This window comes from Kitasatospora sp. NPDC034533 (assembly GCF_055575155.1).
On record NZ_JBVITE010000016.1, the window covers coordinates 102,985 to 114,997 of the forward strand.

Here is a 12,013-nt window from a genome sequence, read left to right on the forward strand (position 1 = left end):
CGCAGGTGGGCACCACGGGCGGCTGCGCGGGGGCGCAGCCGCCACCAGCTTCACCCGATGGAGTGATTCCCGCCGTCCGGACTGAGCCGAAAGGGTGATCTTTCGTTCGGGCATCCCCGCAGGTCAGCGCACCGGCATCGACATGTAGACCGCGCGCCGCCCGTAGCACGCGGGAACCGCGACCTCCCGGTGCGCCCGGTAGCCGAGCAGCCGCAGCAGGATGTCCGCCCCGCGCACCGCGACCATCGAGATCCGCTCGTAGCCCAGCTCCCGCGCCCGCTCCCGGAAGTGCCGGATGAACCCCAGCGCGACGTCCCGGCCGCGCAGGTCCTCCGCGATCACCAGGTCGTGCACGTGCAGGTTGCCGGACGCGAAGACCGACTCCTCCGGCCGGTCGAGGTCCGGGCAGCGCAGCGGCGGGTAGGGCAGGCTCAGCAGGTAGCCGCGGACCGTGCCGCCCTGCTCCAGCACGAAGCAGGTCCCCGGCGAGGCGAGGGCGCGGGACTGGAGCGCCTCCCGGCCCTCCGACAGGCCGTCGGCCGCGTAGGCGTCGTGCTCCAGCGCGACCACGGCGTCCCAGTCGGCGTCGGCCAGCAGCCGGATCCGGAGGTCCTCGTTCACCCGGCCGCGACCTCCGCGGCGGAGCGGAGCCCTTCGGCCCCTCCGGCACGGGAGGCGGACACCAGCGCCGGCCAGGCTTCCACCAGCACCGCCCAGCGCTCGGCGTCCTCCCGGGCCTCGTCCAGGAGCCGCGGGCGCCGCGCGGCGACCACGTCCGCGAGTTCGGCGTACTTGCCGCCCAGCTTGCGGTAGGAGCGGTCCAGGACGTCCAGGCAGTGCTCGTTCCCGGCCCGGTCCCAGTCGAGGCTGCCCCGCACCAGGTCGAGGATCGGCTCGGTCCTCAACTGGTGCCGCTCGTCCAGCATCCCGCGGCCGAGGTCGATCATCCCGCCGTAGACCGGGTACAGGTACAGCATCGAGAGCAGGAACTTGACGAACCGCAGCTGGTAGGCGATGAAGCCGGCGCCGGTCCGGCGCTCGGGAGTGTAGTAGTTGACGATGTGGCGGTTGTGCACGACGCCGGGCATCTTCGCGTGGACCATGGCGTGGTGGAGGACGTAGTCGCTGCCGATGGTCTCGGTCGAGGGCAGCAGCGGCAGCACCTCGTAGCCGCGGTGGTCCAGGGCGACGTTGCACATGTAGACGTCCCAGATGTCGGGCACGCCGAGGACGGACTCGTCGGTGGTGAACGGCTCGGAGCCGGCGCCCTTGAAGGAGACGTCCACCATCGCGTCCTTCTCCTCGTCCGACCACACCGGCGGGGCCCACAGGCGCACCACCTCGCGGTAGACCGCCGGGTCCAGCTCGTGGATCTCGCCGATGTCCACGCAGAGTTCGCCGATGAAGGAGCCGCTGACCAGCATCACCGGCTTGTCCGCGTCTGCCGGGTCGAGCTCGGAGCGGGTCACCCCGGCCACCGCCTCGCCGGCCGGCTTGCCGATCGAGAGCAGCTCGTGGTGGATCGGGAAGACCTTCCAGCCGTCGAGGACCTGGAAGTCGGCGTCGTCGTTGCGCAGGTGCGTCGAGGTGCAGCCGAGGGCGGCCGCGCCCAGGAAGAGCCGGTTGACGCAGGAGCCGTACGCGACGGCCCGCGGGAGCATCAGGTCGAGCAGCAGCTCGGGGTCGGGGGCGCCGGAGCGCTCGGTCACCCGGCGCAGGAACTCCCGCTGCCGCGCCTCGCCGAGGTGGTGGACGACCACGCCCGCGGTGGGCTCCAGCGCGGCCACGGCGCCCGCGTTCAGCGCGAATTCGGCGGCCTCGGTGGTGTCGAGGATCAGCAGGTGCACCTCGACCCCGAAGGTCGCGACGGCGTAGGCCGCCTCCTCCGCGAGTTCCGCGATGGTCTCGGGGCAGGGCCGCATGGTGGGCAGGGCGAGGCAGACTCTTTGCATGGTGCGGGTTTCTCCATCGGATCGTCAGATTCGGTGCCACGGCTGGGAGTTGAGGGCGCTCGGGAGTTCCGGGCGCGGCTCGGTGCCGGTCCGCCGGACCACCGTGGACTAGACCACTTTTGATGTCAACGATTGACAGCGGGCCCCGGTGGCGGTGGAATGCGCCCCCTTCCGCGCGATCGGACGCCCCCGCACGGGCGTCTGATTCGCACAGGACGGCGAATACCCCCTGTCGAGTCGAACGGCCGGACGAGCGCGGGGGGTTCATCGGCACGGATTCGCGCTGCGGGGTCAACCCGCGAGCCCTGCCTGCCGATACCGGGATTGATGCCCTCACGCCGTTCGGAGGAGATCGCAATGCCCGAACTGTGGCTGCCCGGTGCCGAGGTCCACGACCTCGGCGATCACGCGCCGACCGACCAGAACTTCCCGCCGAAGGCCATCGCCCACATCACCTGGGACCGCAACGCGACCGCCGCCGCCCCGCAGGACTGGTGCCCCTACGACGACCTGGTCGGCTACTTCACCGGCAGCGGTGCCGGTGAGGCGCCGCACCTCGTCTGGGACCCGTTCAGCGGCCGGGTGGCCCAGCTGTTCCCCGCCGACTCCCGCTCGAAGAGCCTGCTCAGCCCGCCCCAGAGCCCGACCCGGACCAACCGGGCCGGGCGGGTGGTGATCCAGATCGAAGCGGTGTTCTTCCCCTACTGCCGCTACCAGGGCCGCGTCTACCCCCGGCTCGTGGACACCCCGTGCGCGGGCTGGGGCGGCATCCACGCCTGGGTCTCCTCCTGGGGCGTGCCCGACACCTGGCCGATGGGCCGGCCGACCGACTTCTCCGGCCACCGCGACGAGCAGGTCTGGGAGACCAGGGGCGGCTGGTACGCGCACGCCCACGTGCCGTACAACGACCACACCGACCCGGGCTCCTGGCCCGACCTCGCGGCACCCGGCTCCCCGGGCGACCCGCCCTCGCAGCAGCAGCCCGCCCGCTACCAGGTGAGCATCAACGGCCTGGCGTACGGCTACGGCGCCCAGGGCTACCAGGTGACGGCGGTCGGGCGGGCGCTGGTCTCGCACGGCTTCGGCGACCACTACCGCTCGGGGCCGGGCCCGAACTGGACGGACGCGGACACCGAGAACTACGCGGAGTACCAGGAGAGCCTGGGCTACTCCGGGCAGGCCGCCGACGGAGTCCCGGGCGAGGCCTCGCTGCGCCGGCTGCTCGGCTACCTCCCCGGGCAGCGGACGGTCTCGGTGGCCCACCTGATCGCGGCCGCGCGGACCGATCCGGGGGCCGAACAGGGGCACGTGACCTACGGGTCCGAGGTGGCCATAGTCGAGCAGGCGCTCGTGGACGAGGGGCTGCTCGAACAGCGGTGGGTGGACGGCTCGTTCGGCAGCAGGACGGTCTCCGCTTACGCGGCCTGGCAGCGGCGCTGCGGGTACCAGTCGGGGGCGGCGGACGGGATCCCCGGCCCGGCCTCGCTGCAACGGCTGGGCGCGGCGCAGGGGTTCGCGGTGACCGACTGAGGTGAGCGACTGAGGTGACCGAGCGAGGTCGAGCGAGTGGGTCGAGCGAGTGAGGGGGACCGACCGAGCCTGGGGCCCGCTCCCGGGGAGTCGCGTTCCGGCCGTCGCCGGTAGCGCGTACTCGCCCGGGAGTAGGCGAGGTTACTCCCGCCGTCAGATGCCGGAGGAGGCTCGGAGGGGAGAGTCTGGGGCCGTCCTGAGTGCTCCCGACTCGAAGGAGGTCCACCGTGCGCTCGCCCACCGGAGCCGTCGCGGCGTCCCCGCCGACGCCAGGGCGGTCGGCAGCACCGGCGCCCCTCGGCCGCCGCCTGCCGCCGGCCGTGCGCAAGCCCCTGGTCGTCCTGCACGTCGTCGCCTCGGTGAGCTGGCTGGCGCTGATGCTCTGCCTGCTCACCCTGGCGCTGACGGCGCTGACGGCGGGGGACGCCGACCGGCTGCGCACCGCCTACCGGGCGATGGGCCTGCTCGGTGACGCACTGATCCTGCCGCTGAGCCTGCTCACCTTCCTGAGCGGGGTGGCACTCGGGCTCGGCACGTCCTGGGGGCTGTTCCGGTACTACTGGGTGAGCACCAAGTTCTGGCTGACGCTCGGGGCGATGGCGGCCTCCGTCCTCGCCCTCACCGCCCGGCTGCACGACGCGGTGCGGGTGGTGGACGCCCATCCGAGCGGGCCGATCACGGTGGCGGAGCTGGGCTTCGTCCGCTACAACACGGTGATCGTCCCGGCGGTGGCGCTGGCGCTCTACCTGGTCAACGTGGTCCTGTCGGTGTACAAGCCGTGGGGCCGCCGCAAGGCGACGGGCACCGGCGGGGCCCGAATACGGGGGGAGGGTGCCTGACCGGCTGGCTTGCCGGTCGCCGGTCGCCGGTCGCCAGTCGCCGGTCGCCGGTCACGGGCTCCGGGCCCGGTGCCTCGGCCGCGCGGGCAGTTCGGGGGAATGTCCGCGCGGCGGGCGGGCGTTGGCCACCGGCGTGACCAGTGCCGCGCCCAGGACCAGGCTCTCCGTACTCGACCGCTCCCGGACCAGACAGGGCGAGGAGCCGGCCCAGGCCCTGCGGGACACGGTGTCCCTCGCCCGCGAGGCGGAGCGGCTCGGCTACCACCGGTTCTGGGTCTCCGAGCACCACGGTGTGCCGGGGGTGGCCGGTTCGGCGCCCACCGTACTCGCCGCGGCGGTGGCAGCGGCCACCACGCGCATCCGGGTCGGTACCGGCGGGGTGATGCTGCCCAACCACCAACCGTTGGTGGTGGCCGAGCAGTTCGGGGTGCTGGCCGCGCTGTTCCCGGGGCGGATCGACATGGGGCTCGGGCGCTCGGTGGGCTTCACGGACGGTGTCCGGCGGGCGCTCGGGCGGGAGAAGGAGGCCGCAGACGAGTTCGGCGCCCAGCTGGCCGAGCTGCTCGGCTACTTCGACGGCTCGCAGCAGGCGCACCGCGGCGTCCACGCCCGTCCGGCCGAAGGCCTGCACGTCCCGGCCTTCGTGCTGGCCACCGGCGCGGGGGCCGACCTGGCCGCCGAGGCCGGGCTGCCGCTGGTGATCGCCGCCGCCCGCGGGGAGGACCGGATGCTCACGGCGATCGACCGCTACCGCACCCGGTTCCGCCCCTCCGCCCAGGCGGCCGAGCCCTATGTGGTGGTCTCGGGCACGGTGGCGGTCGCGGAGACGCCGGAGCAGGCGCGCGAGCTGCTCGTCCCGGAGGCCTGGTCCGGCGCGTACTCCCGCACCCACGGCGAGTTCCCGCCGCTGGCCCCCGCCGCCGAGATCCGTGCCCGGGAGATGACGCCCAGGGAGCGGGCGGGCTACGAGCAGTCGCTCAAGGGCCACATCGCGGGCACCCCGGAGCAGGCCGCCGCCGAGCTGGCGGCACTGGTGGAGCGCAGTGGCGCGGACGAGTTCCTGGTCACCACCAGCACCTACGACCGCACCGCGCTGCTCGACTCCTACCGGCTCCTCGCCGAGGCCGTCGGCCAGGTCTGACCAGCGCCGGGCTGACCAGCGCCGGGCTGACCGGCCGGGAGCGATCAGCCACGGCCGCGCAGCCACGGCCGGGCGTCCAGGGCGGAGCGCCCAGGGCCGGCGCCCGGGCCGAGCGCTCGGGTCCGAGCGGCCGGGCCGGACCGGACAGGCCCGACCGGCCGAGCCGGAGCGAGGAGGGACAGAGCGGGGGTTCGGCCCTGTTCGGGCCGCCCGCCCTCAGCCCGCGTCGACCTCGCTCGTCCCGAGCCGCGCGTAGACCTCCGGCCGTCGGGCCCGCAGCCGCAGGGCGATCCCGACGCCGGTGAGGAACACCACCGGCACGATCGCGACCAGCGGCCAGTTGACCGCCGGGCCGGCGCCGGTGAACAGGTCGAGCCGCCACACCACCAGAGCCGTGGCTCCGCACAGCAGCACGGTGGCGGCGAGCGGTGCCACCGTCGTACGGAACACCCCGGCGCTCGCGGCGGCCGCCCGGTTGCGGCGGAAGAAGGCGAACACGGCCAGTCCGGCCAGCGCCTGGAGCACCAGGATGCCGACCACCCCGGGGGAGTTCACCCAGAGGAAGAACTGGTTGTACGGGTCCGCGCCGATCAGCGCCGCCACCCCGACGGCCGCGGCCGCCAGCACCGACTGGGCGATGCCGCCGATCCACGGCGAGCCGTGCCGAGGGTGGATCCGGCCGAGGGCGGCCGGCGCGGCCTTCTCGGCGGCCAGGGCGTAGCCGTACCGGGTGATGGTGTTGTGGAAGGCCAGCAGTGCCGCGAGCAGGCTGGTGACGATCAGCACCCGCTGCACGTCCGTGGCCCAGGCGCCGACGTAGTCGGTCATCGCGGTGAAGAACATCCCGGCCGGGTCGGCGGTGGCGGTCGCGACGGCCTCGGTGTCGCCGAAGGCCTGCACGATCATCCAGGTGATGAAGGTGTAGAAGAGCCCGAGGAAGGCGATCGCGGCGTAGGTCGCGCGCGGCACGGTCCGCTGCGGCTGCCGGGCCTCCTCGCGGTAGATCGCGGTGGCCTCGAAGCCGATGAAGGCGGCGAAGGAGAGCCCGAGCACCCCGCCCATCCCGCCGGAGAACACGTTCTTCGGCGCGAACGAGGACAGGCTCAGCCCGTGCGCCCCGCCCTTGACCAGCACCGCCACCGCGAGCACCAGGAGGATTCCGGTCTCGGCGATCAGCAGTGCCCCGAGCACCTTGGCCCCGAGGTCTATCGAGCGGTAGCCGAGGAACCAGACCACCGCGACCCCGATCAGGGCCCAGACCGGCCAGGGCAGGTCCAGCCCGAGCAGATCGGCGGCCGTGGTGTGGGCGAAGAACCCGAAGGCGCCGAACATGCCGATCTGGATCGCGTTGTACGAGAGCACCGCGAGCAGCGCCGCGCCCAGCCCGGCGGCCCGGCCGAGGCCGCGGGTGACGTAGGCGTAGAAGGCGCCGGCGTTGCGGATGTGCGCGGTCATGGCGGTGAAGCCGACCGCGAAGAGCGCCAGCACCACCCCGGTGGCCAGGTAGGCGACCGGGGTGCCGATGCCGCCGAAGGAGATCGCGAACGGCGCCACACCGGCCATCACGGTCAGCGGCGCGGCGGCGGCCACGACGAAGAAGACGATGTCACCGGTGCCGAGCACCCCGCGCTCCAGGCCGCCCGTCGGCGTGGAGGACGCCGGGGACGCGGCAGACGGCGCGGAGGAGGAGACGGAGGAGGACGGGGAGGCAGCCGAAGGGACGTCGGGGGGACGGAGCGCGGACGAGGAGGTCGCGTCGGAGGGCAGGTTCATGGGGGAGCTCTCCTGGGGTCGTACGAACGAGGGTAGGACGGTCGGCGGCGACGGTGCGTCGGCCGCCGACCGGGGAACGAGGCACCGCCGCGGTGGGGGACGGGCGGTGCCGGTCGGAAGATCCGCCGGCGCGGGACCGCCGGGCGCCTCAGCGCGCGCGGTCGCCGCCGCCGGACCCGCCGTCGCCGCCGGGCTCACCATCGCGGCCGCCGCCGGGCCCGCCGTGGGTGCGGCGCCCGCCGAGCCAGGTGCCGGCCACCTCGATCGAGGCCAGCTCGGCGGCCGGGACCGCGTACGGATCGGTGGCCAGGTGCACCAGGTCGGCCCGCATGCCCGGCCGCAGCACACCCCACTCGGCCTCCTCGAAGGCCTGGTGCGCCACGCCCGCCGAGTACGCCGCCAGCGCCTCGTCGAGCCCGATCCGCTCCTCGGGCAGCCAGCCGCCGTCCGGCAGGCCGTCCGTGGTCTGCCGGGTGACGGCGGTGGCCAGCCCGGCCAGCGGCTCGTACCGGGTGACCGGCCAGTCGCTGCCGAAGGAGACCCGGGCGCCGCCGCGCAGCAGGGCGGCGATCTGGTACTGCCGGGAGCCGCGCTCCGGACCGATCCGGGGCAGGGTGAGCTCGGTCATCAGCGGGTCGGTCTGCGCCCACAGCGGCTCGAAGTTGGCGATCACACCGAGTTCGGCGAAGCGCGGCAGGTCGTCCGGGTGGACCAGCTGGACGTGCGCGATCACCGGTCGGCGGGGGCGCACCCCGTTGCGGCGGGTGGCGGCCTCGACCGCGTCCAGCGCGATCCGCACGCCGTGGTCGCCGATCGCGTGGATGTGCGGCTGGAAGCCCAGCGCGTCGACCGCGGTGACGGCCTCCGCCAGCTCGGCGCCCGTCCAGTTGGCGACCCCGTGGGAGTGGGGGCAGTCGCTGTACGGCTCCAGCAGCGCGGCCGTCCCGGACTCGATGACGCCGTCGGCGAAGAACTTGACCGACCGCGCGGTGAGCCGGCCGCGTCCGGCGGCCTCCACCCGGTCGCGGTCGGCCACCAGCTGGGGGAGCCGCTCGCGCCAGCCGTCCGGTTCGAGCAGCAGGGCGAGCCCGGCCCGGACCGGCAGGTCCTCCTCGGCCACGGCGGCCAGCCAGGTGTCCACCTGGGCGGGCTCGACCCAGGCGTCCTGGAGCCAGGTCAGCCCGGCGGCCGCGAGGGTGGCGGTGGTCTCCCGCAGCGCGGCGACCTGCTCGGCCACCGGGCGCGGCGGGACCAGGGAGAGGACGGGGTTGAGGGCCCCGAACTCGCGCAGCGTGCCGAGCGGGCTGCCGTCCGGTCGGCGGACGATCTCGCCGCCCACCGGTTCGGGCGTGTCCGGGCCGTACCCGGCCCGGCGCAGCGCCTCGCTGTTGGCCCAGCCGGTGTGGTGGTCCATGGTGCGCAGCAGCACCGGCCGGTCCGGGACGGCCTCGTCGAGCAGCCGGGCGTCGAACAGCCCGCCCTCGGCCAGCCACGGGTCGACGGCGTCGCCGGTGATCCACTCGGCCTCGGGGTGCCGCCGCGCCCAGTCGCGGACGGCTTCCACGACCTGTTCCAGGCTGGTGCAGTCGCGGACGGGCACGCCGAGCAGGCCGATGCCGCCGAGCAGCGGGTGGACGTGGCCGTCGCCGAAGGAGGGCAGCAGGGCGCCGCCGTCGAGGTCGACGGTCTCGGTGCCTTCGTCGCGCAGGGCCAGGGCGGCGTCGCCGAGGGCGATGATCCGCCCCGCGCTGACGGCGAGGGCGTGGGTGCGGGGGAGGGCGGGGTCTCCGGTGTGGATCCGACCGCCGGTGAAGATCGTTTCGGCACGCATGCGGGGGGTGTGCGTCCTCTCCGGGTCAGGGCAGGCCGACGGGTGCGCGGGTCTGCCTAACCGAATGGGGTTCGGTTACCGTAGGCGCGGCACCGGCAGGTGCGGAAGAGTTTTACTGAAAGCCGTTCAGTAACGCTTGGATAACGACGATCAATGGCGATCTTGGTCTGCCGGGGCCGACGGGCCGCTCGGCGATCCGAAGGTGAGGAACCGGGCATGCCCAGGCCGCGCACACCCCTGCTGGACCGGCAGCGCATCGTGGACACCGCCCTGCGGCTGGTCGACGAGGCGGGGGACCTCACCATCCCCGCGCTGGCCGGCGCGCTCAAGGTCAGCCCCTCCGCGCTCTACCACCACGTCGCCGGACGGGCCGAGATCGTCGCCCTGATGCGGGCCGAGCTGGTGCGCGCCATCGGCGAGCAGTCGGTGTGGGACCAGTCCTGGGACGCGGCGCTGCGCACCTGGGCGCACGCCTACCGGGACGCCTTCGCCGAACACCCCGGCATCATCCGGCTGCTCGCCACCGCGCCGCTCGCCGAATCGTTCATGCACACGCTGTACGAGCGGGCCGTCGCCACCCTGGAGGACGCGGGCTTCGCGGCCCAGGACGTGATGGGCCTGATCACCGCCCTGGAGAGCTTCATCCTGGGGTCGGCTCTGGACCTGGTCGCGCCGGACGTGATGGTCGACGCCGTCGACCGCGCCGCCACCCCGAGGCTGGCCGACGCGCTGGACGCCGTCCCCGCCGGGCGCGAGCGCGCCGACCGGGCCTTCGAACTCGGCCTCACCGCCCTGATCGAGGGCTACCGGGCGCTGCTGGGCTGACCGGCGCCTCCCGCGCGGTGTACCGGGCGGACGCGATTTCTGACCAGGTGTGATGACCTGATAGTGTTCTGCACGTCGAGAGGAAGTGACCCTTCGGGAAACGGACTCTTGAGCAGGCGTCAGCGGTGCTACCAGAGCACGCCCTACTTTCAGTAGGGAGAGTCCGTGCGACCCGGGCCTGGCGCTCCACTCGAAGGGGCTCGTTCCGTCCAGCGGAACGGGCCCCTTCGTCGTGTTCACCCCCTCGGGGGGTGCGTCCTTTTATCGCATCTTCGGCCCCGAAACCCCGTCGCATGGACTACTGTCGGCCAAGGTCTCGCGCCAGGTGGTCGGCAAACGGGTCTTCAACCTCCCTGGCCCGTCAGCGGAGTCGCCTCGACCGCCGTATCTGACGGGCCGTCACATCCTGGCTGGAACTGACCGCTGGCGATATGAATATGCCAATGGAATGTTCGTCATATGAAATTCGGCAGTAGCCTTCCGTGTCGAACCTGCCACTGCTGGTGGTGAACCGGTCGGCGCCGCGCTGCGCCCGGCCGCCCAGACCCCGCGAAGGAGCCGGTGTGCCCGGTATCGACGAATGCCTCTCCGGAGCGATGGCGATCGCGGGGGCCCGTGCCGCGAGCCTGGTCGACTGGAGCAGCGGGCTGGCCCTCGGCAGCCTGGGGGACAGCCCGGCCGGAGAGCACGAGACCTCCGCCGCCGAGGCAACCGACCTGGTACGAGCGGCCGTTGAGAGCCAGACCTTCACCGCGGCGGAGGACCGGAGGGCCCCGTTGGAGGACATCATCGTCACCGCCGGCCGCAGCTACCACCTGCTCCGCTTCATCGACACCGCCTTCGACAGCAGGCTCGTCCTGCACCTCTGGCTGGACCGCGCGGAGGGCAACCTCGCCGCCGCCCGCTTCCGCCTCCAGGCCCTGGCCGAGGAGCTGGTGCTGGGGTGAGCGCGTGACCGCCGCAGCCGGCACCGTGCCGCCGCTCCCCGCCGACGGCGCCACCCCGAGGACCCCGGGCGAGGCGCTCGCCCTGCTCGCCGACCACCGTGCCACCGGCGCCCTGCGCGGCCCGCTCGGCAGCCTCCACCTGGTCGACGGGCAGGTCACCGCCGCCGAGTCCCCCCGGGCGCCCGGTCTGGCCGACCTGCTCACCGGTTGCGGCCGGATCACCCCCGAGGGCTGGACGGAACTGCTCCGCTCGCACGGCCCACGGTCGAGGGTCGGCGAGGTGCTGGTCGAACAGCGGCTGATCACCCGGGGCGAACTCGAACTCGGCCACCTGGGAACGTTGTTCGACGCCGCGTTCTTCGTCCTCGCCGACTCGGCCGGCGGCGTCTGGCGGTTCGAGGCCGACGCCCGGCACTGGCTCGGCCCGGTCGCGCGGGTGGAGCCGGCCAGGATCTGCCGCGAGGTCGAACGCCGGCGCCAGCTGCTCGACCGGATCTGGCCGTGGGCCCAGCTCGACGCGATGCCCGTCCGCCCGGTCGAGCGCAGCCGGCACCCGTCCCACCGCCCGCCCGGGCGCCGGCGCCGCGAACTGCTGGACCACGCCGACGGCCGAAGAACCCCGGCGGACCTGGCCCGGCTGCTCGGCCGCTCCGGCTTCGGGGTGACGGCGGACGTCCGTCGGCTGGCCGCCGCCGGACTGCTGGACGCCCCGGGCCCGACCGCCCCGTGCCCGACCGTTCCGTGTCCGACCGCTGCGCGCTCGACCGCCTCGGCGACGACGGCGCCGGCGGCGGAGGTGGCCCCACGGCACGGGCCGGCGCCCGAAGCCCCGGCACCGGTCCCGGCCGGGCCGGCCGGAGGGCTGCACCGCCGGGTGCCCGGCGCCAGCCTCCGGGAGGCCGGGTTCGCCGGAGCCCCGGTCGCGGCAACCGCGGGCCCCACCGCCGCCCCCACCGCCGCCCCCGCCGGGGCCGATGCCCCCACACGCTCCGAACGCCCGTCCACCACGGCAGCGGCCCACCCGCTGGCCGTCCCCGACCCGGACATCGCCCTGCTGACCCGGGTCCGAGACCTTCTGGAGGCCCGACTTTGACCCACTCCCCGCCCGCGACCCCGCCGTCCCGGCCATGAGGCGGGCGCTCAAGCAGCGTGTCGGAAGGAGACAACTGATCGCC

Annotated in this window: 10 protein-coding genes; 6 read left to right on the top strand and 4 right to left on the bottom strand. The window is 74.0% G+C overall.

Going from position 1 to position 12,013, the window contains the following annotated elements; all coding sequences use genetic code 11:
- Positions 1-123 precede the first annotated feature (123 nt).
- Both ACZ55U_RS14710 and ACZ55U_RS14715 read right to left on the bottom strand, forming a co-directional pair.
- Positions 124-621, bottom strand: a complete 498-nt coding sequence (locus ACZ55U_RS14710; RefSeq protein WP_465526175.1) for a GNAT family N-acetyltransferase — start codon at positions 619-621, stop codon at positions 124-126.
- A complete protein-coding gene (locus ACZ55U_RS14715; RefSeq protein ID WP_465526177.1) occupies positions 618-1,952 on the bottom strand; it encodes a DUF6271 family protein in 1,335 nt (444 codons plus the stop codon). The genes ACZ55U_RS14710 and ACZ55U_RS14715 overlap by 4 nt, the downstream gene beginning before the upstream one ends.
- A gap of 357 nt (positions 1,953-2,309) precedes the next feature.
- Between ACZ55U_RS14715 and ACZ55U_RS14720 the strand changes: the two genes are divergently transcribed.
- The 3 genes from ACZ55U_RS14720 (at position 2,310) to ACZ55U_RS14730 (ending at position 5,462) form a co-directional block, all read left to right on the top strand.
- The gene (locus ACZ55U_RS14720; RefSeq protein ID WP_465526179.1) at positions 2,310-3,482 is read left to right on the top strand and encodes a peptidoglycan-binding protein; all 1,173 of its coding nucleotides are present in this window, start codon (positions 2,310-2,312) and stop codon (positions 3,480-3,482) included.
- A gap of 227 nt (positions 3,483-3,709) precedes the next feature.
- Positions 3,710-4,321 (top strand): DUF2269 domain-containing protein, encoded by a 612-nt coding sequence (locus ACZ55U_RS14725; RefSeq protein WP_465526181.1) that lies wholly within the window; start codon positions 3,710-3,712, stop codon positions 4,319-4,321.
- A gap of 133 nt (positions 4,322-4,454) precedes the next feature.
- The gene (locus ACZ55U_RS14730; protein WP_465526183.1) at positions 4,455-5,462 is read left to right on the top strand and encodes an LLM class flavin-dependent oxidoreductase; all 1,008 of its coding nucleotides are present in this window, start codon (positions 4,455-4,457) and stop codon (positions 5,460-5,462) included.
- A gap of 216 nt (positions 5,463-5,678) precedes the next feature.
- On the opposite strand, the gene ACZ55U_RS14735 is transcribed toward ACZ55U_RS14730, so the two are convergent.
- Positions 5,679-7,235, bottom strand: coding sequence for an APC family permease (locus ACZ55U_RS14735; RefSeq protein WP_465526185.1), 1,557 nt, complete (start codon positions 7,233-7,235; stop codon positions 5,679-5,681).
- 148 nt (positions 7,236-7,383) lie between these two features.
- A complete protein-coding gene (locus ACZ55U_RS14740; protein ID WP_465526187.1) occupies positions 7,384-9,066 on the bottom strand; it encodes an amidohydrolase in 1,683 nt (560 codons plus the stop codon).
- Between the two features lie 216 nt (positions 9,067-9,282).
- On the opposite strand from ACZ55U_RS14740, the gene ACZ55U_RS14745 reads away from it, so the two are divergent.
- From ACZ55U_RS14745 to ACZ55U_RS14755, 3 genes are all read left to right on the top strand, one after another.
- Positions 9,283-9,891: a TetR/AcrR family transcriptional regulator C-terminal domain-containing protein gene (locus tag ACZ55U_RS14745; RefSeq protein WP_465526189.1), complete on the top strand. Its 609-nt coding sequence runs from the start codon at positions 9,283-9,285 to the stop codon at positions 9,889-9,891.
- A gap of 563 nt (positions 9,892-10,454) precedes the next feature.
- Complete coding sequence (locus ACZ55U_RS14750; RefSeq protein WP_465526191.1) at positions 10,455-10,838, top strand: hypothetical protein; 384 nt, start codon at positions 10,455-10,457, stop codon at positions 10,836-10,838.
- A gap of 4 nt (positions 10,839-10,842) precedes the next feature.
- Positions 10,843-11,931, top strand: coding sequence for a hypothetical protein (locus tag ACZ55U_RS14755; RefSeq protein WP_465526193.1), 1,089 nt, complete (start codon positions 10,843-10,845; stop codon positions 11,929-11,931).
- Positions 11,932-12,013: the final 82 nt, after the last annotated feature.